The organism is Caulobacter sp. LARHSG274 (genome assembly GCF_052871235.1).
Genome location: NZ_JBIXJO010000019.1, coordinates 47,573 through 71,814, shown reverse-complemented (window position 1 = coordinate 71,814; position 24,242 = coordinate 47,573). Strand labels below are relative to the sequence as shown.

22 protein-coding genes and 1 pseudogene are annotated in these 24,242 nt (G+C 69.5%); 14 read left to right on the top strand and 9 right to left on the bottom strand.

All coding sequences use genetic code 11. From position 1 onward, the window contains the following. Window positions 1–237: 237 nt before the first annotated feature. From ACIPQB_RS21920 to ACIPQB_RS21900, 5 genes are all read left to right on the top strand, one after another. Complete coding sequence (locus tag ACIPQB_RS21920; protein ID WP_446487364.1) at window positions 238–1,260, top strand: aspartate carbamoyltransferase catalytic subunit; 1,023 nt, start codon at window positions 238–240, stop codon at window positions 1,258–1,260. Window positions 1,261–1,372: 112 nt separating this feature from the next. Next, window positions 1,373–2,674 (top strand): dihydroorotase, encoded by a 1,302-nt coding sequence (pyrC, locus tag ACIPQB_RS21915; protein ID WP_446487363.1) that lies wholly within the window; start codon window positions 1,373–1,375, stop codon window positions 2,672–2,674. A gap of 96 nt (window positions 2,675–2,770) precedes the next feature. After that, on the top strand, window positions 2,771–4,639 hold the full coding sequence (locus tag ACIPQB_RS21910) for a right-handed parallel beta-helix repeat-containing protein (RefSeq protein WP_446487362.1): 1,869 nt from the start codon (window positions 2,771–2,773) through the stop codon (window positions 4,637–4,639). Window positions 4,640–5,891: 1,252 nt separating this feature from the next. Beyond that, window positions 5,892–6,950, top strand: a complete 1,059-nt coding sequence (locus ACIPQB_RS21905; RefSeq protein WP_446487361.1) for an acyltransferase family protein — start codon at window positions 5,892–5,894, stop codon at window positions 6,948–6,950. 389 nt (window positions 6,951–7,339) lie between these two features. Then, complete coding sequence (locus ACIPQB_RS21900) at window positions 7,340–8,446, top strand: O-antigen ligase family protein (protein WP_446487360.1); 1,107 nt, start codon at window positions 7,340–7,342, stop codon at window positions 8,444–8,446. 207 nt (window positions 8,447–8,653) lie between these two features. Here the strand turns inward: ACIPQB_RS21900 and ACIPQB_RS21895 are convergent, their stop codons facing one another. Beyond that, the gene (locus tag ACIPQB_RS21895; RefSeq protein ID WP_446487359.1) at window positions 8,654–9,358 is read right to left on the bottom strand and encodes an SGNH/GDSL hydrolase family protein; all 705 of its coding nucleotides are present in this window, start codon (window positions 9,356–9,358) and stop codon (window positions 8,654–8,656) included. Window positions 9,359–9,480: 122 nt separating this feature from the next. On the opposite strand from ACIPQB_RS21895, the gene ACIPQB_RS21890 reads away from it, so the two are divergent. The 4 genes and pseudogenes from ACIPQB_RS21890 to ACIPQB_RS21875 all read left to right on the top strand — a co-directional run bounded on the left by ACIPQB_RS21890 (window position 9,481) and on the right by ACIPQB_RS21875 (window position 11,393). Then, window positions 9,481–9,813, top strand: a complete 333-nt coding sequence (locus ACIPQB_RS21890) for a hypothetical protein (protein ID WP_446487358.1) — start codon at window positions 9,481–9,483, stop codon at window positions 9,811–9,813. A gap of 268 nt (window positions 9,814–10,081) precedes the next feature. Further along, window positions 10,082–10,663, top strand: a pseudogene (locus ACIPQB_RS21885) (SGNH/GDSL hydrolase family protein); the annotation flags it as partial. A 95-nt stretch (window positions 10,664–10,758) separates the two neighbouring features. Further along, window positions 10,759–10,992, top strand: a complete 234-nt coding sequence (locus ACIPQB_RS21880; protein WP_446487357.1) for an antitoxin — start codon at window positions 10,759–10,761, stop codon at window positions 10,990–10,992. Next, window positions 10,989–11,393 carry a PIN domain-containing protein gene (locus tag ACIPQB_RS21875; RefSeq protein WP_446487356.1) on the top strand — a complete coding sequence of 135 codons (405 nt, stop codon included), beginning with the start codon at window positions 10,989–10,991 and terminating at the stop codon, window positions 11,391–11,393. Before ACIPQB_RS21880 ends, ACIPQB_RS21875 begins: the two co-directional genes overlap by 4 nt. Here ACIPQB_RS21875 and ACIPQB_RS21870 read toward each other — a convergent pair. Together ACIPQB_RS21870 and ACIPQB_RS21865 are read right to left on the bottom strand one after the other, a co-directional pair. Beyond that, the gene (locus ACIPQB_RS21870) at window positions 11,390–11,920 is read right to left on the bottom strand and encodes a phosphoribosyltransferase (RefSeq protein ID WP_446487355.1); all 531 of its coding nucleotides are present in this window, start codon (window positions 11,918–11,920) and stop codon (window positions 11,390–11,392) included. The two genes, ACIPQB_RS21875 and ACIPQB_RS21870, sit on opposite strands and share 4 nt — an antisense overlap. Window positions 11,921–11,931: 11 nt before the next feature. Next, on the bottom strand, window positions 11,932–12,870 hold the full coding sequence (locus tag ACIPQB_RS21865; protein ID WP_446487354.1) for a DUF3426 domain-containing protein: 939 nt from the start codon (window positions 12,868–12,870) through the stop codon (window positions 11,932–11,934). A gap of 83 nt (window positions 12,871–12,953) precedes the next feature. Here ACIPQB_RS21865 and ftsE point away from each other — a divergent pair, with 83 nt between their 5' ends. Genes ftsE through ACIPQB_RS21845 form a run of 4 tightly spaced genes read left to right on the top strand, consistent with a single transcriptional unit; the run spans window position 12,954 to window position 15,932 of the window. Beyond that, window positions 12,954–13,706 (top strand): cell division ATP-binding protein FtsE, encoded by a 753-nt coding sequence (gene ftsE, locus ACIPQB_RS21860; protein WP_446487353.1) that lies wholly within the window; start codon window positions 12,954–12,956, stop codon window positions 13,704–13,706. Beyond that, window positions 13,703–14,596, top strand: a complete 894-nt coding sequence (locus ACIPQB_RS21855; protein ID WP_446487352.1) for a cell division protein FtsX — start codon at window positions 13,703–13,705, stop codon at window positions 14,594–14,596. Before ftsE ends, ACIPQB_RS21855 begins: the two co-directional genes overlap by 4 nt. Beyond that, window positions 14,593–15,225, top strand: coding sequence for a YdcF family protein (locus ACIPQB_RS21850; RefSeq protein WP_446487351.1), 633 nt, complete (start codon window positions 14,593–14,595; stop codon window positions 15,223–15,225). Before ACIPQB_RS21855 ends, ACIPQB_RS21850 begins: the two co-directional genes overlap by 4 nt. After that, entirely contained in the window at window positions 15,222–15,932 is a 711-nt protein-coding gene (locus tag ACIPQB_RS21845) for a lysophospholipid acyltransferase family protein (RefSeq protein ID WP_446487350.1), read from the top strand. The genes ACIPQB_RS21850 and ACIPQB_RS21845 overlap by 4 nt, the downstream gene beginning before the upstream one ends. Before the next feature lie 148 nt (window positions 15,933–16,080). Here the strand turns inward: ACIPQB_RS21845 and ACIPQB_RS21840 are convergent, their stop codons facing one another. Next, window positions 16,081–16,662 carry an aspartyl/asparaginyl beta-hydroxylase domain-containing protein gene (locus ACIPQB_RS21840; RefSeq protein ID WP_446487349.1) on the bottom strand — a complete coding sequence of 194 codons (582 nt, stop codon included), beginning with the start codon at window positions 16,660–16,662 and terminating at the stop codon, window positions 16,081–16,083. Between the two features lie 54 nt (window positions 16,663–16,716). On the opposite strand from ACIPQB_RS21840, the gene ACIPQB_RS21835 reads away from it, so the two are divergent. Then, the gene (locus ACIPQB_RS21835) at window positions 16,717–17,937 is read left to right on the top strand and encodes an aspartyl beta-hydroxylase (protein ID WP_446487348.1); all 1,221 of its coding nucleotides are present in this window, start codon (window positions 16,717–16,719) and stop codon (window positions 17,935–17,937) included. Here ACIPQB_RS21835 and rodA read toward each other — a convergent pair. The 5 genes from rodA to ACIPQB_RS21810 all read right to left on the bottom strand — a co-directional run bounded on the left by rodA (window position 17,926) and on the right by ACIPQB_RS21810 (window position 23,922). Continuing rightward, complete coding sequence (rodA, locus tag ACIPQB_RS21830; RefSeq protein ID WP_446487347.1) at window positions 17,926–19,083, bottom strand: rod shape-determining protein RodA; 1,158 nt, start codon at window positions 19,081–19,083, stop codon at window positions 17,926–17,928. The two genes, ACIPQB_RS21835 and rodA, sit on opposite strands and share 12 nt — an antisense overlap. Continuing rightward, window positions 19,080–21,104 carry a penicillin-binding protein 2 gene (mrdA, locus tag ACIPQB_RS21825; protein ID WP_446487346.1) on the bottom strand — a complete coding sequence of 675 codons (2,025 nt, stop codon included), beginning with the start codon at window positions 21,102–21,104 and terminating at the stop codon, window positions 19,080–19,082. The genes rodA and mrdA overlap by 4 nt, the downstream gene beginning before the upstream one ends. 4 nt (window positions 21,105–21,108) lie before the next feature. Beyond that, window positions 21,109–21,624, bottom strand: a complete 516-nt coding sequence (locus tag ACIPQB_RS21820) for a hypothetical protein (RefSeq protein WP_446487400.1) — start codon at window positions 21,622–21,624, stop codon at window positions 21,109–21,111. Beyond that, a complete protein-coding gene (gene mreC, locus ACIPQB_RS21815; RefSeq protein WP_446487345.1) occupies window positions 21,621–22,817 on the bottom strand; it encodes a rod shape-determining protein MreC in 1,197 nt (398 codons plus the stop codon). The genes ACIPQB_RS21820 and mreC overlap by 4 nt, the downstream gene beginning before the upstream one ends. A gap of 61 nt (window positions 22,818–22,878) precedes the next feature. Beyond that, window positions 22,879–23,922, bottom strand: a complete 1,044-nt coding sequence (locus tag ACIPQB_RS21810; RefSeq protein ID WP_004623009.1) for a rod shape-determining protein — start codon at window positions 23,920–23,922, stop codon at window positions 22,879–22,881. Window positions 23,923–24,242: the final 320 nt, after the last annotated feature.

The window sequence follows — 24,242 nt, the reverse complement described above, 5'->3', positions numbered from 1 at the left end:
GATCACCGCTCGCTTCACGGCGGTCAGCGCGTTGGCCAAAATGAGATCCGACGAACTGAATTGATGCATCTGCATTACTTTAAGTCCTTCAAAGGGCGGCTGGCGCCTCACGGCGCTAGTGAGCTGGGGCTGGAGCATCCCCAAGCAGACTTTTACACGCTCGACAGGCGGGTTCGTAGGGGGGCTCCGATTGCGCCGCCTTCCCTCCCCCGCCGAAGCCGCCTATGACACCGTTTCATGACGGCCAAGCCCCCCTCCGCGCCCCATGACTCCGCCCCCCGCGATCCAGGGACGGCGATTGATCCGATCCTGAAGCGGATCTTCTCGTTCCCCCGCCGCCACTTCCTGTCGGCCGGCGACCTCAACGCCCCGCAGGCCACGGACCTGCTCGACCTGGCCGACGCCTTCGTCGCCTTCAACCGCCAGCAGTCCAAGTCCCTCGACATCCTCAAGGGCCGGACGCTGATGAACCTGTTCTTCGAGAACAGCACCCGCACCCAGTCCAGCTTCGAGATCGCCGGCAAGCGGCTGGGGGCCGACGTCGTCAATATGAGCCCGCGCACCTCGTCGATCACCAAGGGCGAGACCCTGATCGACACCGCCGTCACCCTCAACGCCATGCGCCCCGACCTGCTGGTGGTGCGCCACGCCTCGTCGGGGGCGGCCAGCCTGCTCAGCCAGAAGGTCAGCGGCAGCGTCATCAACGCCGGCGACGGCCAGCACGAGCATCCGACCCAGGCGGTGCTGGACGCCCTGTCGATCCGCCGGGCGTTCGGCCGGGTCTCGGGCCTGACCGTGGCGATCTGCGGCGACGTGCTGCACAGCCGGGTGGCGCGCTCGAACGTCTCGCTGCTGCACACGCTGGGCGCCAGCGTCCGCCTGGTCGGGCCGCCGACCCTGATGCCGGCCCAGGCCGAGCGCTGGGGCGTCACCGTCCACCACGACATGAAGGCCGGCATCGCCGGGGCCGACGTGGTGATGATGCTGCGCCTGCAGCTGGAGCGGATGCAGGGGGCCTTCGTGCCCTCGACTCGTGAATATTTCCGCTTCTACGGCCTGGACCGCGACAAGCTGGCCAAGGCCGCGCCGCGGGCCAAGGTCATGCACCCCGGACCGATGAACCGCGGCGTCGAGATCGACTCCGACGTCGCCGACGATCCGGAGATCAGCCTGATCCAGGACCAGGTCGAGATGGGCGTCGCGGCGCGGATGGCGGTGCTGGCCAGCCTGGCGCATCGGCTTGAGGAGCACGGCAAGTGAGTTCGCTCTCTCATCCGCTCATCCCGGCGAATGCCGGGACCCAGATGAAGCCCGGTGAGCGCTCAGGATGGATCTGGGTCCCGGCATTCGCCGGGATGAGCGGAGTTTTTGAATGAACAGCCCCCAGCCCCTGGCCCTGATCAACGCCCGCCTGGTCGATCCCGAGAGCGGCTATGACGGCCCCGGCGGGGTGATCGTCTCCGAGGGGGTGATCGCCGACGTCGCCAAGGGCCGCGAGTTCGGCAAGCTCGGCAAGTCCGTCCGAGTCGTCGACTGCGGCGGGGCCCTGCTGGCCCCCGGCCTGATCGACCTGCGGGTCAAGACCGGGGAGCCGGGGGCCGAGACCAAGGAGACCCTGGCCAGCGCCGCCCGGGCCGCGGCGGCCGGCGGGGTGACCAGCTTCGTCGTCCAACCCGACACCGACCCGGCCGTCGACGATCCCAGCGTCGTCGACTTCATCCTGCGCCGCGCCCGCGACATCGACGCCGCCCGCATCCTCTGCGCCGGCGCGGCGACCAAGGGCCTGCTGGGCGAGCAGATGGCCGAGATCGGCCTGATGCGCGAGGCCGGCTGCGTCTATGTCACCGACGCCGACCGGCCGATCGTCGACAGCAAGGTGATGCAGCGCATCCTGACCTATGCGCGGGGCTTCGACACCCTGCTGGCCCACCGGCCGATGGACCCGTGGCTGGCCAAGGGCGGGGCGGCGACCGGCGGCGAGTTCGCCGGGCGCATGGGCCTGCCGTCGATCTCGCCGATGGCCGAGCGGATCATGCTCGAGCGCGACGTCGCCCTGCTGGAGGCGACGGGCGGCCGGCTGCTGGTCGACCAGATCACCAGCGCCGGGGCCCTGGAGACCCTGGCCCGCGCCAAGCAGAAAGGCCTGCGGATCCACGCCAGCGTCTCGATCAACCACCTGTCGTTCAACGAGCTGGACATCGGCGACTATCGCAGCTTCGCCAAGGTGACCCCGCCCCTGCGCGGCGAGGACGACCGCCAGGCCCTGATCGAGGCCCTGGCCAGCGGCCTGATCGACATCGTCGTCAGCGCCCACGCCCCGGCCCCGGCCGAGGACAAGCGCCTGCCCTATGACGAGGCCGCCCCCGGCGCGGTGGGGCTGGAGACCCTGCTGCCGGCCCTGCTGAGCCTCTATCACGAGGAACGCCTGCCGCTGCTGGACCTGATCCGCGCCGTGACCCTGGCCCCGGCCGCCCTGATCGGCCTGCAGTCGGGCCGCATCGCCCCGGGCGCCCCGGCCGACCTGGTGCTCTGCGACCTCGACGCCCCGGTGATCGTCAACGCCGACCGGCTGCTGTCGAAGTCCAAGAACTCGCCGTTCGACGGCCGCCGCCTGCAAGGCCAGGTGCTGATGACCCTGGTCGACGGACGGGTGGCGCACCGGGCCGAGGGGTGACCCCAAATTCCGTCCCCCGCCGGTCCTATGGACTAAATTTTGGCGGGAAGCGCGCGCGTCCTCCAGGCTGACCGAGCAGACGCGAAGGACGAGACGATGAGAACCCGCGCCATAGCCCTGGGCCTGGTGTCCGGCCTGGCCTTCGCGGCGGCGGCCAGGGCCGCGACGGTGCGTGTCGATTGCGCCGGCCTGCCCCAGGCCGACGCCGCCATCGCCGCGGCCATCGGCCAGGCCGGCCCGGGCGGGACGGTCGAGCTGTCGGGCCTGTGCCGCCTCGCCGGCCCGGTCGCCATCCCGCCCGGCGTGTCCGGACGGCCGGGCGCCCCGTTCGTGCTGCGCGGCGCAGCCGGCGCGGCGCTGACGGGACTGACGCCGCTGCGCGCCGCCCCGGTCGACCCGGCCGCCCTGTCGCTGGCGCCGGCCGCCGCCCGCCCGCACCTGGCCGGCTATGTCCTGCCGCCCGCCCTGGCCCAGCGCTACGCCGGCTTCGGCGGCCGCGGCAACGCCTATGACGCCAAAGGCGCCCCCGTGCTGCTGGCCCAGGACGACCAGACCCTGCGCCAGGCCCGCTGGCCCAACGACGGCTACGCCAGCGCCCCGATCGCCCAGCCGCAGAAGGGCCCGGTGGTCGCCCCCGCCTTCGCCAGCGACCGGGCCGACGCCTGGGCCCGCGAGCCCGACCTGTGGGCCGGCGGCTTCTGGACCTTCGACTGGGCCTACGAGACCGCCAAGGTCGCCCGCGTCGAGGCCGGCGCGGTCACTCTGGCCCCGCTGCGCACCCGTTATGACGAGGCCAAGACGCTCAGCTATTTCGTCTACAACGCGGTGTCGGAGCTGGACCAGCCCGGCGAGTTCGTGGTCCTGCCCGGCGGCCGCGTCCTGGCCTGGCCCGCCCGCCCCGGCGCCCCGCTGGAGGTCGCCCAGGCGACCCGGCTGCTGTCGATCGCCGGCGCCCACGACATCCGCGTCGAGGCCCTGGCCCTGGTCGGCGCCCTGGACGGCGGCGCCCGCGTCGTCGACTCCGCCGACGTGTCGCTGTCGGGCCTGCGGGTGACGCGGATCGGCGGCGTGGGGATCCAGGTCGAGGGCGGCCGCAACGTGGTCATCGACCACGCCGACATCGACGACATCGGCGAGACCGGCGTCTTCCTGCGCGGCGGCGAGCGCAGGAGCCTGACCCCCGGCGGCCACGCCGTCGTCGACAGCCGGATCCGCCGCTTCGGCCAGCTGACCCGCGCCTACCGCCCCGGCGTCCAGCTGCAGGGGGTGGGGCTGAGCGTCCGCGGCTCGCACATCAGCGACGCCCCGCATTCGGCCATCATCTATGCCGGCAACGACCACCTCATCGACGGCAACGAGATCGACCACGTCGTCCGCGAGACCGGAGACGCCGGCGCCATCTATGCCGGCCGCGACCTGGTCGCGCGGGGCACGACGATCCAGAACAACTACATCCACGACGTCACGCCCGGCGCCGGCCCCGGCAAGGAGGTGCGCGGCGTCTATTTCGACGACTATCTCGGCGGCCAGGTCATCCGCGACAACCTGTTCCTGCGGGTCATGGACCCCGTCTTCATCCACGGCGGCAGCCAGAACCAGGTTTCGGGCAACCTCATCGCCTGCTCGACGGGCACGGCGATCTATATCGAAAGCATCCGGCCCGAACGGTGGGCGCGCTTCGCCCCCGACCTGGAGCGCGCCCGCCTTCAGGCGCAGACGCCGGACGCCATGCTGAAAAGCCGCTATCCCGGCTTTACGGGCGTCGATCCCCAGAGCGCCGCCAGCAGCCAGGGCAACCTCGTCGCCGACAACGAAATTCCCGACGGCGCCAGGAACCGCTTCGACAACGCCCCCCTGCAGAAGATCGGCCCGATGAAGCCAGGCCCGGCGGCCGACTGTTCCGGCGCCGGCGACGCCGCGATCCTCAGCCGCTGGCGTCGATCGACGCCGGGCGCTTCGGGATGAGGACTTCGCCGCCGGCGCGCCTCGAAGGACGCGCGGCTTTTCGACCTCGGGCTTTCGCGGCGAGTGGGTGAGGAGGTGCGGAGCGGCCGGGCCAGGCCCGGAGACCGTGGGTAGTGTGTTTGCGTTTCGGCTTGGATCGACCGCTCCGCGGAACCGTTTTTCTCGAGGGACGGCGACTGAGGGCCTGTTTCATCCCGATCGACGTTCCCCCTCGGACGGGCAGGATCAAAGTCGCCCGGAAGGGGCCGTCAGCGACTCCGACAGATCCTGGAACAGGCCGGTTTGAACCTCCCGGCCCCGTCGACCCGCCTGTCCCGCGACCGTCCCCGGCAGACCTTGGAGCCTTCTGAGCCCCGCAACCCGCCGCGATCCGATCGCCAGGCCCAGGCGGCCCCGCTCGGTTCCATCTCCATCGCCGCTTCGGGTCGGTACCAAGCGCCCTCCTCCGCGACGGAGACAGGTTTGATTGTGCGGGAGGTTCGAGCCCTGGCGCGTTGGTGACGCTGGTTATTTTTCAGGGCGTTGAAGTTGCTGGGGTTTCTCGCGCAAGCGGCGGGGATCGAGCGGCGTCGATCCCCCTAAACCGTCGTCATCCTCGGACTTGTTCCGAGGACCCCTCGTTCAGCCGCGCTGTCGCTCCAGACGGAGCCGCGGCCTCGCCGCTCCCAGGATCGACCTTCTCCTCGGTGGAGGCAGGGGTCCTCGGAACAAGTCCGAGGATGACGGGGCTTTGGGATGTTCAGTGTGAAATCGGGAGCGAGGGACACACGCTCGTTTCCGATCCGGCTCCGCCGCCGACGTCGTGTCGGAGAAAGGGTGTGTGTCCCTCGGCGTTCTTCCCAAAACTCGACCGCCGCACCCGGCCGTTCCGCCGTCGCAGCGGAACCCGCCATCGACCCCTCATCCCACCTCGCTCCGCGAGGCTGCTTTCTCCCGCAAGGGGAGAAGGAGATTGTGCCGGCGGTGAGGCCGGGTGGGGCCTGCTGAGCCCGCCGATCGCCTTCGCGGGGGTGATCGGGGGCGGAGGCGGTGCAGCCCTCATCCAAATTAAGTGCAATGTCACAGTAATCCGAGGGACACAGGGGATGAGGAACACGGGGATGAGGGACACACAGTCATTTCCCCTGCTGTCTTTCAGCCAAATATTTGCGTTTTGGGAAATGAGCGTGTTTCCTCAGCCCACTAGACTCCACTTGTCTTTGTTGCTCTCTGGATAGGAGGTGGCGATCACGCCGTCCCAGGGGGGAATGAAGTGCAGAAAATCGATCCGTTACAGTCAGCGCACGGCGTCGCCGCCGCAGTCGTCCTGGTGCACCACACGCTCATGGTGTTCCAGTCCGACGGGCTCCTCGCCGCAGCAGCCCGTTATTCGGAAGGACCTGCCCATATGGCGGTTGTGTTCTTCTTTGTACTGAGCGGGTTCGTTCTGACGCTGTCTCTTGAGCGCCGCGGGCTGTCGGTCACGAGCATCGGCTCATTTTTGGTGCGGCGGGGGTTCCGCATCTTTCCGGCCATTTGGCTGGCTACAGCGTTGGGACTAGCCTATCTGACGCTCGTCCACCGCCCAAATCTTGCTCACACGTCGGCCTGGTTCGATCAGTTCTACCCCGCGGGTCACCTTGGGGCCGGAACGCTAATCGCCTGCTTGCTAGGTGTTTCGACGCTGCTCGTTGTTCCGGCCTGGTCCATCTTCGTTGAGCTGGTCGGCTCAGCGCTCATGCCTGCGCTCGTTTGGGCGCGCCGTGTTCGCTGGATGCCCTATGCGCTGTTCATCTTCCTGGCGGCGCTGTCCTTTGTCTTGAGCGGCCGCAATAGCGTTGGCGTGTACCTCTGCCAATTTGCGCTCGGAGCACTCGTCGCCGGCGCAACGGTCACCATCGACCGGCGCCACGTCTGGGCGGCGGTCGCGGTGACGGTCGCCCTGTTTCAGATCCGCTATTCGCTGGGCCTGGCCTATCACCATCCCACGCTGGCGATCGCCGAGGCCTTTTGCGCCAGCGTCTTCGTGTTGGCGATCAAGGCCTCGAGCCAAGGCCTGCTGACCTCGAAGGCGGCGGCTCATGTCGGGGACGTGTCCTATAGCCTTTACGCGCTCCACTTCCCGATCATGAGCAGCTTGGCGGTCCTTATCGTCTCGGCAGGCCTCAACGGCCTGGTTGCCCAGTTGGCTCTCACGCTGGGCACCTTTGGTCTGACGCTAGCTCTTGCCGGGACCAGTTACCGTTTCGTCGAAAAGCCCGGCATCCGCATCGGCAAGTTCTTCACCGATGCGCTCGAAGCCGGCCGTCTCGATGCCGTGGGCGCCACTTAGACGTCCTGCTTCCTTGAGGGACACACACTCATTTCCGACACCACCCCGTCGCCGACAGGGCGTTGGGCGAAACGAGCGTGTGTCCCTCATTTCCTCGTAATCCCGGGCGTTAATTCACTTGCGTAATGGCTGAGCTATGCTTTTGATAGTCAGATCGCTGGCCCACCGGGGGCGCCAGTCGATTCCTGGATCGAACGAGTCCGACATTGCTTGCGATAGCCATTTGCGCTGCCTGCCTCGCCGCCGGGTTGTTCTGGCCCGGCGCGGTCCTAGCGGGCGTGCTTCTGACCTACACCGCGGCCTCGATCTCGTCCCATGACTGGGTCACCCCCGTCTATGCCGTCGGCGCCCTGGCCGTTGTAATCGTTAGACTTCCCCGGACCAGGCCCGTGCTCGTGCCCAACGCGCTCGACCTGGCGTTCTTCACCTTCATCTTGGCCTACGCCGCGACCGCCGTATACGCCGTCTATCCGGACGCGGCCGTGGCGGCGGCCACCAAGATGCTGATGGCGACGGTGTCGATCTATCTGGTCGGACGCCTGATCATTTCGCAAAAAAACGCCGAGGACGTGATCAAGCAGTTCATCGTCGCCACCCTGATCTCCAGCGCGGCGATGACCTATCTGCTCTTCCACGCCGCCACGCAAAACGGTGCGAACTACTGGAGCCGGCTGAGCGTCGAGGGCTCCAGCGCCGTGGGGACGGCGCAGCCCATCCCGATGGCGCTGATCGCCGCCGTGCTGGCGGGAATCTACTGCGTGGCGCGCAAGAAGTGGCTCTACCTGTTGCCCGTCGTCGCATTGGGCGGCTGGGTCTTCTATATCGCCGTCCTGACGGGAACCCGGGGCATCTTCATCGCGGCCGGCGCGGGGCTGATCGCCGCGGCCGTGGCGGGACGTCGTATCGTTCCATGGGCGCGCCTGATCGGCATTTCCGTCCTGGCGGTCGTCGCCATCGGCCTCGCCACGCCCCACCTGGAAGAGACCAAGCGCCTGACCTTCTCGATCGATCGGCTGGTCGGGAACTTCCAGGGCGGCAGCATTGTCGTCGACGAGTCGGCCCGCCTGCGGATGCAGGTTCAGGAAAGGGGCGTGGACATGTTCAAGGACAATCCGTTCGGCGGCGTGGGGATCGGCAATTACGACGCGATCACCCATTTCTTCTATCCGCATAATCTCGAGATCGAGATCGCGGCCGAGGCGGGCATCGTCGGCCTGCTGCTGCTGGGCCTCTATCTGTACACGCTGTTTGTGAGCCAGACGCGGATCATGATGTTCCAGCCTGCCGTCGGCGTGGTTCTTCTGGCGATGACGGCCTCCTGTTTCATGCACCAGCAGGTGTCGTTCGCCTTCGCCATGGCCAAGCCGCTGTTCATGTTCACCGGCCTGACGGCCAGCGCCCTGATGACCTTCCGCGCCCCCAGCTCCAACGCCGCCAGAACCCCCCGCCGCCGGCGTCAGGTCGCGCCAGGTCTGTCAAACCGCGTCCGGAACTGAAACCGACGGCTCTTGGGTTCCCGCCGCTTTTCCCTTCAATCCGTCATCCCGGGCCTTGTGCCCGGGACCCCTCTGTCCGCCGCAAGTGCAGGGGTGTGGCGCGCTGGCGCGCCATTTCGCTTCACCGTCAGCTGAACCATGGGTCCCGGGCACAAGGCCCGGGATGACGGCGGTGGGATGAGAACGATCGAGATCAAAGGCCGCCCCCTAAGCCCCGCACCGAGCCAGCTCGGCGGCCAGGGCCGTCGCGATCACCTCATGCCCCGCGGCGTTGGGGTGGATGTCGTCGCCGCTGTTGAACGCGTCGGCCATCCGGCCGGACGCGCCCCCGACCAGCGGCCGGGTGACGTCGACCAGGTCTCCAAAGGCCGGCGCGGCCTGTTTCAGCCAGTCGTTCATTCTCGCCAGCGCCTGATCGCGGGCCGGGGTTGAGCGGGCGGAGTCGTGGGTGGGCGGGATGGTCAGGACGACGATGCGCGCGCCGGCGTCGCGGGCCAGCCCCAGCTGGGCCGTCATGCTGGCGGCGTACTGCTCGACCAGCTGACCTTGCCAGGCGTCGTTGATCCCCTCTTCGAAGACGATCGTGTCGAACCTTCCCGAGGCCAGGAGCGTGCGGACCAGGGGTTCGATCTGGTCCGACCGCTTGCCCGGATGGGCGGAGATCTCCGAGCCCTCGGCGAGGCTCCTGGCCTGCGAGGTCCCCAGCAGGGCGAGGGTGCGGGCCGGAAAGCCGTTGGCGAAGCCGCCGGCCCCCGCCGCGCCGGCGACGCTGTCGCCGACGAACAGGATGCGCCCGGCGCCCTGCGCCGAGCCGCAGGCGGGGCCCGGCTTCGAGGCCCGCGGGCCCGCGCTCGCCGCCGGACCCAGGGGCGCCAGGGAGAGCAGGACCATGGCCGACGCGGCGATCGTCAAAGCCCCCGAAATCCTTACGACTTTCATCGCCGTCCTACCGAAATGAATGTGACATTTTTTAAAGCTTGGCTATCAAAACTCGGCCTAAACTGGTACTCTCGCCCCGGATGAGGGGACCCATCATGACCGAGACGCCGCCACTTTCGCTTCCCATCAGCTTTGACGGACGCGTGACGCTGGTTCGCCGGATTCTCCTGGCGATGGCTGCGCTGTTCGCGATGTTCTATCTTGGAACCTATCATGCGCTGATCCCGCCGCCGGCTCGCCCGCTGGTCTACTTCTTCGGCCTGTTCTTCGCCCTCTATGCTGGGCTGAGCGAATGGCAGTTTCATGGTCGAAGCAGGACCGTCGAGAGCGCAGAGACCGTCGTCGGGTCGCGCCCCCGATGGTGGAGCCGCTGGGCCCTGGCCCTGCCGCTCGCCAAGTCCGGCCCCGAAAGCGCCCAGGGTCATTAGGACGTACTGATCCAAGATCGAAGCGCTCTGGAGTTCGACTCCTTGCGCTTCTCCTTTTCACCGTCATCCCGGGCCGTGTGCCCGGGCCCCCTCTGTCCGCCGCAAGGGCGGAGGTGTGGCGCGCGAGCGCGCCAGTTCGCTTCCCCGTCGGCTGAACCAGGGGTCCCGGGCACAAGGCCCGGGATGACGAACTGTTAGGGCGCCAGAACGGTCGAGATCAAAGGCCGTTGATCCAAGATCCAAGCGCCCTCCCCCTCCCCCGCAACGCGCCCTGCCCGAGGCGGCGTCCAGGCGGCTCGGCCCGATTGTGGCCTGCAGCGTCGGCTTCTCCGGACGCACCACCGCCCAGATCCTCGGCGAGTATCGCGGGGCCAAGGAGGCGGAGATCCTGAAGGCGCTGGGCGGCCGGGCCGACGTCGCCATCGCCCTGACCGGGGTCAATGACCAGGTCCAGCACATCGGCGCCAGACGGCGCGCCGCCGACGTCGCCGCGCTCGCCGCCCGGCTGCGCAGCGACAGCCGGCGCGTGCTGATCGTCGCCGATCCCTACATCTCGCCGGTGGACGCATCGTGGCTCGGCGCCCAGCTCAAGCACGACGCCGCCCGCTACCTCAACGACGGCGGCGCCAGGAGCGTCACGGCGTCCTACCGCAACGCCGTGATGGCGACCGGGGTCGAGATGGTGCCGTTCGACCCGTTCATCGGCTCCTACGCGAAGAACCGGGCCTGCTACGCCGGCGACGGCATCCACCTGACGCCGTCCTGCTTCACCCGCTACGGCGCCTATCTGGGAACCTGGATCGGCGACCACCGGTCGGGACGCGCCCAGGCCGCGCTGGCTTTACGGTGACAGTGCGCTCATTAACGCCGATCTGACCGCTGCAGGGCGCATTGCCGCCGGCGCCCCTTTGGCCTATGCTGCGGCCTATGCCGGAGCATTTGTTCATGGGCTACGAGAAACACGTCAAGCTGTTCCGCAACGGCCGCAACCAAGCCGTCCGTATTCCGCGCGAAGTGGAGCTGCCGGGCGACGAGGCGATCCTGCGCAAGGACGGCGATCGCCTGATCCTCGAACCGGTTCCGCCCCGCTCGCTGTTGGCGGTGCTGGCCTCGCTGCAGCCGATCGACGACGACTTCGCACCGATTGACGATCCCGTTCCGGAGGCCGTGGAACCTTGAGCCGGGGCTGGCTGCTGGACACGAATATCCTGTCCGATCTCGTCCGCAATCCATCCGGTTCAGCATCGGATCGACTTCGTCGGCTTGGCGACGCCAATGTGCGAACCAGCATCGTCGTGGCCGCCGAGCTTCGCTTCGGCGCGGCCAAGAGGGGTTCGGAGCGCCTGACGCGACAATTGGAAACCGTCCTGTCGGCGATCGAGGTCCTGCCGCTCGCCTCGCCGGCCGATCGCCTCTACGGCGAAATCCGCGCCCGGCTTGAAAAGCAAGGTACGCCCATCGGCGGCAACGACCTCCTCATCGCCGCCCACGCCCTGGCGCTCGACTGCGTCCTGGTCACCGACAATGAACGCGAGTTCTCGCGGGTCGAAGGTCTGGTGACCGAGAACTGGCTCCGTTAGTCCATCGCCCCGATATACGGCAGGCCGCGGCTCATGCCCTCGTCGTCGAGGCCGTAGCCGACCAGGTAGCGCGCCGGCGCTTCCCAGGCCACGAAGTCGGGGTCGATCGGGCGCGGGGTCGGCCAGGGCTTGCGGGCGAAAACGGCGGTCATCACCTCGCTGGCGCCGGCGTCCTTGACCAGGCGGGCGGCCTCGCTGAGCGACAGGCCGGTGTCGAGCACGTCATCGACCACCAGGGCCCGGCGGCCGACCAGCGGCCGTTGCAGGTCGGCGCGGACCTCGCAGCGGCCCGAGCTCTTGCGCTCGTCGTGATAGGAGGCCAGCCACAGGGCGTCGAAGCGGACATTGCGCCCGGCCCGCCACAGGGCCCGGGTCAGGTCGGCGGCGAACCACAGGCCGCCGGTCAGCAGGCAGACGGCGACGGTGTCGTCGTCGATGCGGGGGGCGATCACCTGGGCCAGGGCTTCCACCCGCTCGGCGATCTCTTGCTGCGAGATCAGGACTTCGGGGGCGGCGCGCTCGGTCATGACGGGATTCTTCAGCGGTGGTCGGCCTGGGCCGGTTCGACCGCTCCGGTCTCATGACCCGGGGGCGCCTGTCCAGCCCCTTGCGCCGGTTCGACCTCGACGATCGGCGCCCCGGCCGCCAGATCGGCCGGCTGGTCCTGGGCCCCTCGCAGCGACGGTGTCTGCGGATTGGAGACCTTCTCCAGGTGCGGCGCCGCGTCGGCCTTGCGAGCCGCGCCCGGCTCCAGGGCGAAGCCGATCTCCAGGGTGTTGGCGCTCTTGGGCGGGTCCAGCAGGGTGACCGAGAAATGCCGGGTCTGGCTGGGCGGGATCAGCGGGTCGGCGGCGGCGGCCAGCTTGCCGGCCACCCGCTTGCCATGGTCGTTGAGCAGGGCCACCCGCAGCGGCGGGGTGGAGACGGCGCGGTCGGTGATGTTGCGCAGCACGCCGGTGATGGTGATGGCCGCATGGCCTTCGCGCATCGACGGCTCGGCCTTGAGTCCCTCAACCACCAGGCCGACCGTGTTGACGGGCTTGTTGATGAAGGCGTAGGCGCCGGCCGTGCGCGGCCACAGCTGGGCGACGTCGAGACGCAGGAAATAGGCGCCGGCCAGGACCAGCAGCATCACCGCGACCATGCCGCCCCAGATGACGCCGGTGGTCTTGGCCTCCTTAAGCCGGCGCTCGGCGTCGGCCCGGGCCCGGAACACCTTGGGCAGTTCCTCGCCCGGCAGGGCGCTGACCGGGGCCTCGGGATCGTCGGCGGGGTTGGCCGCGCCGTCCAGCGCCGCCATGGCCGGCTCGCCCGCCAGGTCGGCGGCCGAGGGCTCTTCGAAGAGGTCCAGGGCGTCCTCGTTGCGGGCCGTCCAGCGATTGCCGCAGGCCGCGCAGCGCACGACGCGGCCGGCCGAGCCGACCTTGGAGTCATCGACGAAATAGCGGCTGGCGCACTCGGGACAGGTCAGTATCATGGCCGCGAATCGGACGCTCCCCGCTCCTACCCACGAGGTCGCCGATTTTGCCAGCCATGTCCACAAGCCCCAGCGACACACCCTTGCGCATCGACGAAGACCAGGACGACGACTCCGTCCCCGTCGTCCGCTTCGAGGGCGTCTCGATGCGGTATGGACGAGGGCCGGAAACCCTGAGCGACCTCGCCTTTTCCTTACACCCAGGGTCTTTCCATTTCCTCACCGGCCCGTCGGGGGCCGGCAAGAGTTCGCTGCTCAAGCTGATCTATCTGGCCCACCGTGCGTCACGGGGTCGCGTGCAGCTGTTCGGCCGCGACGTCAGCCTGGTCAAGCCCGACGACCTGCCGTTCCTGCGCCGCCGGATCGGGGTGGTGTTCCAGGAGTTCCGGCTGCTGGAGCACCTGCCGGTGTTCGACAACGCCGCCCTGCCGCTGCGGATCTCCGGCCGCAAGCCGGCCAGCTACCGCGACGACGTGGCCGAGCTGCTGCAGTGGGTGGGGCTGGGCGAGCGCATGCACGCCCTGCCGGCCACCCTGTCGGGCGGCGAGAAGCAGCGCCTGGCGATCGCCCGGGCCGTGGTCGATCGCCCCGACGTGCTGCTGGCCGACGAGCCGACCGGCAATGTCGATCCGGCCATGTCGCTGCGGCTGCTGCGGCTGTTCGTCGAGCTCAACCGCCTGGGCACCACGGTGCTGATCGCCACCCACGACGAGGACCTGGTGGCCCGCGCCAACCGCCCCACCCTGCACCTGGAGCAGGGCCGGCTGGTCGACTTCGCTGGCGGCGGCCTCGCCGACTTCGACGACGATGACGACGACGACGGGGACGCGGCGTGAGCCCGCCCTTCACCGTCGCCCGCTGGAAGCCGGGCCCGCTGCTGCCGCCGCGCGACGCCCGCGACGGCTCGCTGGTCTTCGTGGTGGCGGTGCTGTGTTTCCTGGCCTGCCTGACGGCCCTGGCCGCCCTGGCCTCGACCCGCGCCGCCGAGGGCTGGACCGCCCAGCTGACCGGCTCGGCCACCGTGGTGGTGCGGCCCCGCAGCGGCGAGACCCCCGACAGCGCCGCGGCCCGCGCCGCCGAGACCCTGTCCGGGGTCAAGGGCGTCACCGAGGCCCGGGCCCTGACTAAGGACAAGGCCGAGGCCCTGCTCGAACCCTGGATCGGCCGCGAGGCCCTGATCGCCGACCTGCCGGTGCCGCGCCTGGTGACCCTGGACCTGGATCCCCGCGCCCCGGCCACGGCCGCCACGCTGAGCAAGGCCTTGAAGGACGCCAATGTCGACGCCGTGGTCGACGACCACAGCCGCTGGATCGCCGACATCGAGCGCGCCGCTCGCCTGGCCCGCTGGGCGGCGATCGGCGTCTTCGCCCTGATCGCGGCGGCGGCCGGGGCGGTGATCATCTTCGCCACCCATGCGGCCCTGCTGGCCCGCCACGACGTCGTCGAGATCCTGCACCTGTCGGGGGCCGAGGACGGCTTCATCGCCGCCCTGTTCCAGAACCGCTTCGCCGGCATGGCCTTCCTGGCCGGCTTGCTGGGCGGGACCGGGGCGGTCATGATCGGCGCGGCGGCGCGGCTGGCGGGCGGCGGCCAGGGCCTGACGCCGGTCCTGCCGCTGGCCTGGATCGACCTGCTGGCGCCCCTGCCCTGCCCGCTGGTGGCGGCGCTGGTGGCCGGGATCGCGGCCCGCGCCGCCTCCCTGCGCCTGCTGAGAGCCATGCCGTGAAGACCATCGCCGCCCTGCTGATCCTGGTGATGGTCTGGTTCGTCGGCCTGCTGGCCTTCGCCGGCCGCATCGACCAGTCGACTCCGGCCCGCGAGCCGCCGGTCTCGGACGGGGTGGTGGTGCTGACCGGCGCCTCCAACATCCGGCTGGAGGCGGCGACCAAGCTACTGGAGGCCGGCAAGGGCAAGCGGCTGCTGATCTCGGGCGTCAACCGCGAGGCCACCCGCGAGGACGTGCTGGGCGTCACCAAGGCCGTCAAGCCGATCTATGACTGCTGCGTCGACCTGGGCTTCGTGGCCGCCGACACCATCGGCAACGCCCGCGAGACGGCCGAATGGGCCAAGGCCATGAACTATCACAGCCTGATCGTCGTCACCGCCGACTATCATATGCCGCGCTCGATGCTGGAGCTGCGGGCGACCATGCCCGGCGTCGTCCTGCATCCTTATCCGGTGGTCACCCAGAGCCTCTACGCCCATCGCTGGTGGCGCGACGGCGTGGGCGCCCGGCGGCTGATCGTGGAATATTGCAAATACCTGGCGATCCTGGGCCGCGAAGCGTTCCTGAAGCTGGGTCCCCAGGACAAGGCCGCCCCTGCGGCGGACCGGCCGGCGAAGGAAGCGTCTTGATCTATCTGCGTTCATTCCTGTTCCAGCTGTTCTTCTGGCTCTGGTCGGTGCTCTGGGCCATCGGCATGCTGCTGACCCTGCCCCTGCCGCGCCGGGCCAACACCTGGGCGCTGTCGAGCTGGTCCAAGGGCCTGATCTGGGGCCTGCGCTGGCTGGCCGGGGTCAGGGTCGAGGTGCGCGGCGAGGCGTTCAGGCCCACCGGCCCGGCCATCGTCGCGGCCAAGCACCAGTCGATGTTCGACGTTTTCAGCCAGTTCGCCCTGCTGCCCGACGCCTGCTTCGTGATGAAGAAGGAGCTGCTGATGGTGCCGCTGTTCGGCTGGCACGGGCTGAAGGCCGGGATGATCGTCGTCGACCGCGCCGGCCATTCCACGGCGCTGAAGAAGCTGGTGCGCGACGCCGTCGCCCGGATGAAGGAAACCCGCCAGGTGGTGATCTTCCCCGAGGGCACCCGCGGCGAGGTCGGCGTCCCCGGCGACTACAAGCCCGGCATCGCGGCCCTCTATCGCGAGCTCGACATGCCAGTCACGCCCCTGGCCCTGAACTGCGGCGTCCACTGGCCCAAGGGCCTGCTGCGGCCGCCGGGCACGATCGTCTTCGAATACCTGCCGCCCATCCCCGCCGGCCTGAAGCGCGGCGAGTTCATGCGCGAGCTGCAGACCCGCATCGACACCGCGACCAAGGCGCTGGAGGACGAGGGGCTGTAGGGGGGCGCTTTCCCGCGTTCTGTACGCGCCGTTTTCCTCCGTCTCCCCGGCGAAGGCCGGGGCCCAGGTGAAGCCCACGAGCCGCTCAGGATGAATCTGGACCCCGGCCTTCGCCGGGGAGACGGCGGTGGGACGGCCCGGTTGATAACTACACCTCCACCGTCACGCCCTGCCGCACCAGGCCTCTCAGCCAGTCATTGACGACCAGATCCAGCACCAGATGGACGCGATCCTCCGCGCCCCGGTTGGCGACGCTGTGCGGGTCGGCCAGGCGCAGGTACCAGGCCTCGCCGGCCTTCATCTCGACCCGTGCGCCGTTGAGCCGGAACTCGACGCCGGGATTGGTGGTCACCGGCACGTGGACGCGGGCCGTACCGTTCTCGACCCCCAGGTCGAGGTCGGTGTGCTCCTTGATGACCGAGCCCGGCGTCAGCTTCATCAGGCGGACGCTGCGGACCTCGCAGGCGAAGACGGCGACCACCGCGCGGAAATGGTCGCAAGCCGCCAGCATCGGGGTATCCTCGAACACGGTGGCGGTCGGGTCCGAATAGATCATCCGGATCGGATGGGTCTCGCCCGCGGCGCAGCGCAGGGGGATGACGCTCCAGTCGCCCTCGTAGTTCTGGCGAACGAAATGCGAGGTCCAGGCGATGGAGGACAGCTTGTCGAGATCGCCCCGCAACCCGGCTGAGTCGAACGACAGGGGCAGGCGCGCTCGATCTGGAAACATCCTTCGCCCCCGCCGTTTCGCCGCCCCGTCCTCGAACCCTGACCGGAAAGCCTGATGCCTGCAAGCACCAGGACCGGGCAGGACCAGCCGAGCGGATTCGAACGCTTCCAGGCCCTGGTGCTGAGGGACGCGGCCTTGCAGGCGGCGCTCGGCGAGGTCGAGGACGCTGCGGCCTTGTTGGACCGGGCGGTCGCGGCGGCGCGGGCCTGCGCCATCGATCTCGACGCCGAGGCCCTGGCCCGCCGGCTCGCCGCCCCGGAGCCGCCGCCGGTGCTGGCCGGCCTGGAGCCGGGCCCGGGCTGGCTGCCCGTCGACCTTTCGCCGGACCAGGACACGGTCGCCTGGGCCTGGTTCGGCCGGCGGCGGCTGACCGAGCCGTTCTTCGCCGACTCCGTCGGCCGCGCCCAGCGCCAGCCGTTCAACCGCCTGTTCAGCTTCCGCACGCCGCTGGCGGCGCTGGACTGGGCGGCGCGACGCGGCCGGCGGCCCGACGGCCTGATCTTCCACATGTCGCGCTGCGGCTCGACCCTGGCGGCCCAGATGCTGGGGGGCCCGCAAGCCCACATCGTGGTGTCCGAGGCCGCGCCGATCGACGCGGCGGTGCAGTGGGCCCGCGCCGATCCCGGGGCCGGCGACGCAGCCCACGTGGCCCTGCTGCGGGCGATCGTCGGGGCCATGGGCCAGGCTCGCGATCCCGGCCAAAGCCGCTATGTCGTCAAGCTGGACAGCTGGCACGCCCTGGCCCTGCCGCTGTTCCGGCGGGCCTTTCCCGACACGCCGTGGGTGTTCCTCTATCGCGACCCGCTGGAGGTGATGGTCTCGCAAGCCCGCCAGCGCGGCATGCAGATGGTCCCCGCCTTCGCGCCGCCCGCGCTCTACGGCCTCGACCTGCCCGGCGGGGTTCCGGACGAGGACTACTGGGCCCGGGTGCTGGCCGCCGTGTGCGACGCGGCGCTGGACGGCTACGCCGAAGGCGGCGGCCTGCTGGTGAACTACGCCCAGCTGCCGGGCGCGGTGAGCGCGCAGATCCTGCCGCACTTCGGGATCGCCGGCTCGCCGGCCGACCGCGTGATCATGGACCGGATCGCCCTGCGCGACGCCAAGGCCCCGAGCTTCGCCTTCGCCGCCGATTCCGACGCCAAGCGGCGGGCGGCGACGGCGGCGGTCAGGACGGCCTGCGCGCGACGGCTGGACGGGGTCTACGCCCGTCTCGAGGCGCTGCGGACGGCGTCCCCTGCTTCCCCGCGCCGGGGAAGGCCGTCGCTACATCAGTGAGCCCTTGCCGCTGGTCACCTCGGTGTAGCGGTGAACGCGCACGGCCTGGACCAGGCCGAAACCGACCATCACCGTCAGCATGACCGTGCCGCCGTAGCTGAGCATCGGCATCGGCACCCCGACCACCGGGGCCATGCCCATCACCATCGCGCCGTTGATCAGCACATAGAGGGCGAAGGTCGCCGTCACCCCCGCCGCCGACAGCCGGCCGAAGTGGCTGTGGCTGATCGAGGCGATGCGCAGGGCCATGAAGATCGCCACGCCGTACAGGAACAGCACGCTGAGGCAGCCGACGAAGCCGAACTCCTCGGCCAGGGTGGCGAAGATGAAGTCGGTCTGCTTCTCGGGCAGGAAGTTCAGCTGGCTCTGCGAGCCCAGGCCCCAGCCCTTGCCCAGCAGCCCGCCCGAGCCCAGAGCGATCTTCGACTGCATGATGTGGTAGCCGTTGCCCGAAGGGTCCTTCTCCGGGTCCATGAAGGTCAGGATGCGGTTGCGCTGGTAGTCGTGCAGCACGAAGAAGATGAACGGCGGCAGGGCGGCCAGCACGCCGACGATCCCGATGACGATCAGCCGCAGCGACAGTCCCGCCAGCACCATCACCGCCAGGCCCGGCAGGGCGATCAGCATCGCCGTGCCGAGGTCGGGCTGGTGGGCGACCAGCAGGACCGGCACGCCGATCAGGCCGGCGGGGATCAAGAGCTTCCACGACAGCCGGGCGCTGTCGGCCGACAGGCCGTGATAATAGCGGGCCAGAGCGAGGACGACGCCGATCTTCATGATCTCCGACGGCTGGAAGCGCACCGGCCCCAGGGCCAGCCAACGCTGGGCGCCCAGCGAGGAATCCCCCACCAGGGCCACGGCCACCAGCAGCAGCAGTCCGACGCCATAGACCGGATAGGCCAGGCTGAACCAGACCCGCAGGTCGACCAGGGCCAGGACGATCATCAGCACGAAATAGATGCCGAAGCGCAGCAGGTGCTTGTCGGCCCACGGCTCCCACGAGCCGCCGGCGATCGAGAACAGCATCAGCGCGCCGGCGCCCGCGATCAGGGCGAGCACCAGGCACAGGGTCCAGTCGATCTCGGTGAACTTGATGATCGGCCGGTCGCGTTCGCCGGGCCGGCTGAGGCCGCCGCTGAGGGTCATCGTGGCGCTCCAGGCGGCGTGGCGGAATCGATCGGCGGCGGCGGCGCGCCCTCAGTCGGCTCGTCGGGGGCCGCGCCCTCGACGGACCCGTCGGGACTGGCCTCGACCGGCTCCTCGGGCAGCGGCATCGGCCGCTCGATGCGGGCGCGGATCTCGGGATCTTTCAGCAGGGCCACGCGCATGACCTCGCGGGCCCGCGGGGCCCCGGCCGTGGCCCCGCCCATGCCGCCGTGCTCGACGATGACGGTGACCGAGTAGCGCGGGTCGTCATAGGGGGCGAAGGCCACGAACAGGTTGTGGTCCTTGAGCTTCCAGGCGACGCCGGTGCTCTTGCGGTTGGCGACCTTGTCGTAGCTGCGCACCTGGGCGGTGCCGGTCTTGCCGGCCATCTTGACGTCGCCCAGGCCCAGCTGGCTCTGGCGATAGGCGGTGCCGCGCACGTCGTTGGCCACCGCCTCCATGCCGCCGCGCACATAGGCCAGGTGCTCCATCGAGAACGGCAGATCGGGCACGGCCGCGCCGCTGGGCTGCTCGACCCCGCCGACCGACTTGATCAGGCGGGGGTTCAGCGCCTTCTTGCTGTTGGCCAGGCGCGAGACCATCACCGCCAGCTGCAGGGCGTTGACGTTCAGGGCCCCCTGGCCGATGCCGTAGCTGGGCGTCTCGCCCGGAAACCAGATCTGGTTGGCCGGATTCTTCTTGAAGGCGGTCTTCTTCCATTCGCGGTCGGGAACCAGGCCCTTCTTCTGGCCGGGAATGCCGATGTCGAAGATCTGGCCAAAGCCCATGGCCCGGGCGGCGGCGGCGATGGCGTCCGGCCCGATCTTCAGGGCGGTCTGGTAGAAATAGATGTCGCACGAGTTCTTGATGGCGTCGTGCATGTTCTGCGAGCCGTGGCCGCGCTTTTCCCAGCACCGCCAGGTGCGGTTGCCATAGTACCAGCTGCCGCCGCAATTGATCCGGATCTCGGGATCGATCCCGGCCGTCAGGGCCGCCAGGGCGACGGTCGGCTTGAAGGTCGAGCCGGGCGGATAGGTGCCGCTCAGCGCCTTGTCCAGCAGCGGCTTGCGTTCGTATTCGGACAGCGCCTTGTACTCGGGCCCGGACAGCCCCTTGACGAAGCGGTTGGCGTCGAAGCTGGGGGCCGAGACCATGGCCAGCAAGTCGCCGTTGCGGATGTCCATCACCACGATGGCGCCGCTCTCGTCGCCCATCACCTCCAGGGCGCGGTTCTGGATGTCGGCGTCCAGGGTCAGCCGCACCTCCTTGCCGGGCGTGGCGGGGATGTCGCCGGCCGGGTCCAGGCGCACCACCCGCCCCTGGGCGTCGACCTCGGCCTTGGTCGCCCCGGGGCGGCCGCGCAGCTCGTGGTCCAGCGCCTTCTCCACCCCCTGCTTGCCGATCCGGAAGCCGGGATGGTGCAGCAGGTCCTGGTCGGGCTCGTCCTTGGCCTTCTCCAGGTCGCGGTCGGAGACCTTGGCGACATAGCCGATGACGTGGGCGAACGCGCCGCCGAACGGGTAGACCCGCACCTCGCCCATGTCGGCGGTGACGCCCGGCAGCTCCGGGGCGCGGATATTGACGCGGGAGAACTCCTCCCAGGTCATGTCCTCCATCACCGCCACCGGCGCCTTCTTGGCGGCGCGGGCGATGTCCTTGATCAGGCGGGCGCGGCGCGAATCGTCGATCGGCACCAGCTTGGCCAGGTCGTCCAGCGTCGCCTCGACGTCCAGGTCCTTGTCCTTGGTGACCATCAGCCGGAAGTTCGGCCGGTTCGAGGCCAGGGCCACGCCGTTGCGGTCGAGGATCAGGCCGCGCGGGGGCGGCACCAGGCGGTAGTTGAACTGGTTGCCGGCCGAGAGCTTCTGGTAGCGCTGGGCCTCGACCAGCTGCAGCTGGGCCAGGCGCCCGCCCAGGGCCAGCAGCCCGCCCCCGGCCAGGCCGCCCATCAGGAACGCCCGGCGGTGGAAGACCCCCTGCCGTTCGTTGACCTCGAAGAAGAAGATGGACGGCTCGCTCATGGCGTCACCGGAACCGTACGTCCGCGTCCTCGAACCGGTCAATCAGCCGGTGGGCGAACGGGAACATCAGCACCGTGACCAGGAACTGCCAGAACACCGCCAGCAGGCTGGGCATGGCCAGGCTGTCGAGCATGGTGAACAGGAAGCCCGAGATCATCGCCACGGCCGTCACCCCGGCGAACCAGGCCCACAGGATCGGCTGGCTCTGGCCCGACATCATATTGCGCCCGACCAGGGCGGTGGCGTAGGCGACCAGCAGCGACAGGCCCCACAGGCCGGTCGGTCCGCCCCAGAACACGTCCAGGAACAGGCCCAGCACCAGCAGGCCGAAGGGAGCCAGGATCGAGGGCCGGATCACCGCCCAGGCGAAGGCCGGCACCATGGCGAACACCGGCTCGGGCAGCTGCAGGCCGTAGAGGCGGATCGGCGCGGCGAAGACCAGGGTCGCCAGCAAGCACAGCAGCATCGGCACGCCCAGCCAGCGGCCGGGGTGCAGGGGACGGGCGCCGGCCACGGTCAGCCGCCTCCCGCGCGCGGCTGCGCGGTCGCGGGTTTGGTCGTGGCGGGCTTGGCGGTCGCCGGCTTGGCCGTGGCGGGCTGGGCGGTCACAGGCTTGCTCACGGCGGGCTTCGGCGTCGCCGGTTTGGGTTGGGCGGTCGTCGCGGTCGAGGGCGGCGCGGCGGCGGCCGGCTTGGGCGAGGCGGCGGCGGGCGAGGTCGCCGTCCCGGTCGCCGGCGGGACGGTCGCGCCAGCCGCCGGCGGCGCGGCGGCCGGCGGGGCCGTGGCGACAGGGCCCAGGATCGAGACGTCCGGGTCCTCGGTGGTCACCGGCGGCAGGCTGCGGGTCTCCAGCGCCTTCTCGTCGGCCAGCTGCGAGAAGTCCTTGAACAGCAGGATGCGGACATAGTCGATGGCGGCGTCGTCGGCGAACAGCACCACCCGCCAGCGGCCGTCCAGCCCCTTGACCGCCGCCCCCACCGGCAGGCCGCGCGGCACCACGCCGCCGTCGCCGGAGGTGACGACCCGGTCGCCTTCCTTGATCGGATCGGCGCCGCGCAGATAGTCCAGCTTGGGATTGGGGCCGCCGTCGCCGGTCAGGATGGCGCGGGCGTTGGTGCGGTCGATCATCACCGGCGTGCGCGAGGCGATGTCGGTCAGCAACAGCACCCGACTGGCCCCGTTGGCGACGCCGACCACCCGGCCGACCAGGCCGCGCTCGTTCATCACCGGATTGCCGACCACCACGCCCTTTTCCGAGCCGGAATCGGCCAGGCGCGTGTTGGCGAACGGCCCCCGGCTGTCGCTGACCACCCGGGCGGCGACCATCGGGATCGGCGGGTCGGTGCGCAGGCCGAGCAGCGAGCGGTAGCGGTCGTTCTTGTCGACCTCGGCCAGGTACTGGTCGCGATAGCCGCGCATCTCCTTCAGCTCGGCCTTCAGCCGACGGTTCTCCGAGGCGGTGAAGAAGTAGCTGCTGACGAAGTCGACGCCCAGGCCGGTCCAGCGTCCCGGGGCCGCAATGACGCCGCTGACCGGCTTGGACACCGTGTCCACCGTCTGGCGGGTGACGCCATAGGCCTGTTGCTGCAGGGTCTCGCGCCGGTCGGCCAGCAGGAACGCCACCGCGATCACGATCGCGACGATCAACGCCACGGCCGCTGTCCAGGTAAGCGGCACTTTCAGGTCGCCGAGCGGACCTTCGCGAAAGGGCACGAACTGTTCTCCCGACGCTCCCCGCAGCGTCCGACTTGGATGGGCGACCTAGATTTGGCGCCTAGGCGAGAGTCGATTCAAGCACGCCCTTCATCCACTTGGGATGTTCGAGCACCTTGCCGCAGCCCAGGGCCACGCACGACAGCGGATCGTCGGCCACGGTGACCGGCAGGCCGGTGTGGTCGCGGATCTCGGCGTCCAGGCCGCGCAGCAGGGCGCCGCCGCCAGTCAGCATGATGCCCTTGTCGGCGATGTCGCTGGCCAGTTCGGGCGGGGTGGCTTCCAGGGCGACCTTCACCGCCTCGACGATCTGCCCGACCGGTTCGGCCAGGGCGTCGGCGGCCTGCTTTTCGCTGATGCGGACTTCGCGCGGCACGCCCTGCATCAGGTCGCGGCCCTTGACGTCGATCGACAGGCCCTCGCCGTCGGCCGGGGCGCGGGCGGTGCCGATTTCCTTCTTGATGCGCTCGGCGGTGGTCTCGCCGATCAGCAGGTTATGGTGGCGGCGCATGTAGCTGATGATCGCCTCGTCCATCTTGTCGCCGCCGACCCGGACGCTGCGCGAATAGACGATGCCCGACAGCGACAGCACGGCCACCTCAGTGGTGCCGCCGCCGATGTCGACGACCATCGAGCCGGTCGGCTCGTGGATCGGCAGGCCGGCGCCGATCGCCGCGGCCATCGGCTCGTCGATCAGGCCCACGCGGCGGGCCGAGGCGTTCAGGCAGCTGTCGTTGATCGCCCGGCGCTCGACGGCGGTGGCGCCCGACGGCACGCAGACGATCACCTTGGGGTTCACGAAGCCCTTGCGGTTGTGAACCTTGCGGATGAAGTACTTGATCATCTCCTCGGCGACTTCGAAGTCGGCGATGACCCCGTCGCGCATCGGGCGGATGGCTTCCATGTGGCCGGGCGTGCGGCCCAGCATCTGTTTGGCCTCGATCCCCACGGCGTGCACGATCTTGCGGCCGCCGACATTGCGCAGCGCCACCACCGACGGTTCGTTCAGCACGATGCCCTTGCCCTTCATGTAGATGAGGGTGTTGGCGGTGCCCAGGTCGATGGCGATGTCGTTGGAGATGACGCCGAAAAGGGAAGAAAACATTGAAAGCCCTGACTGAGGGGATAGGGGGCGAGGCGGGATTCGAACAGGCGAAGGCGGAACGGGCGAGATCGAAAAGGCGGGACGGAGCCATTTGTGTCGCATCGGCGACAAAGGCGAAGGGAAAAGATGGCTCCTACTTCAATTCCAAGCGAGGACAACATGATTCCCGCGATTGCGGGCTGCCGTCCCCTTGCCGGGCGCTGAGGCGGATGACGGGAGCGCGGAGCTCCGCCGCGCCGTCGTCCGACCGCCGCAAGGCGCGCCGACGACGCCCGTTTGCCCTGCGAAAGCGTTGAATTCAAGGTCTATTGCAGCCTTGG

What these genes read in the sequence shown, in the direction of transcription:
- ACIPQB_RS21810 (WP_004623009.1), bottom strand. Translation starts at nt 23,922, where the DNA reads ATGTTTTCTTCCCTTTTCGGCGTCATCTCCAACGACATCGCCATCGAC.
- ACIPQB_RS21890 (WP_446487358.1), top strand. Translation starts at nt 9,481, where the DNA reads ATGACCGAGACGCCGCCACTTTCGCTTCCCATCAGCTTTGACGGACGC.
- ACIPQB_RS21840 (WP_446487349.1), bottom strand. Translation starts at nt 16,662, where the DNA reads ATGTTTCCAGATCGAGCGCGCCTGCCCCTGTCGTTCGACTCAGCCGGG.
- ACIPQB_RS21910 (WP_446487362.1), top strand. Translation starts at nt 2,771, where the DNA reads ATGAGAACCCGCGCCATAGCCCTGGGCCTGGTGTCCGGCCTGGCCTTC.
- mrdA (WP_446487346.1), bottom strand. Translation starts at nt 21,104, where the DNA reads ATGAGCGAGCCGTCCATCTTCTTCTTCGAGGTCAACGAACGGCAGGGG.
- ACIPQB_RS21835 (WP_446487348.1), top strand. Translation starts at nt 16,717, where the DNA reads ATGCCTGCAAGCACCAGGACCGGGCAGGACCAGCCGAGCGGATTCGAA.
- rodA (WP_446487347.1), bottom strand. Translation starts at nt 19,083, where the DNA reads ATGACCCTCAGCGGCGGCCTCAGCCGGCCCGGCGAACGCGACCGGCCG.
- ACIPQB_RS21880 (WP_446487357.1), top strand. Translation starts at nt 10,759, where the DNA reads ATGGGCTACGAGAAACACGTCAAGCTGTTCCGCAACGGCCGCAACCAA.
- pyrC (WP_446487363.1), top strand. Translation starts at nt 1,373, where the DNA reads ATGAACAGCCCCCAGCCCCTGGCCCTGATCAACGCCCGCCTGGTCGAT.
- ACIPQB_RS21920 (WP_446487364.1), top strand. Translation starts at nt 238, where the DNA reads ATGACGGCCAAGCCCCCCTCCGCGCCCCATGACTCCGCCCCCCGCGAT.
- ACIPQB_RS21865 (WP_446487354.1), bottom strand. Translation starts at nt 12,870, where the DNA reads ATGATACTGACCTGTCCCGAGTGCGCCAGCCGCTATTTCGTCGATGAC.
- ACIPQB_RS21870 (WP_446487355.1), bottom strand. Translation starts at nt 11,920, where the DNA reads ATGACCGAGCGCGCCGCCCCCGAAGTCCTGATCTCGCAGCAAGAGATC.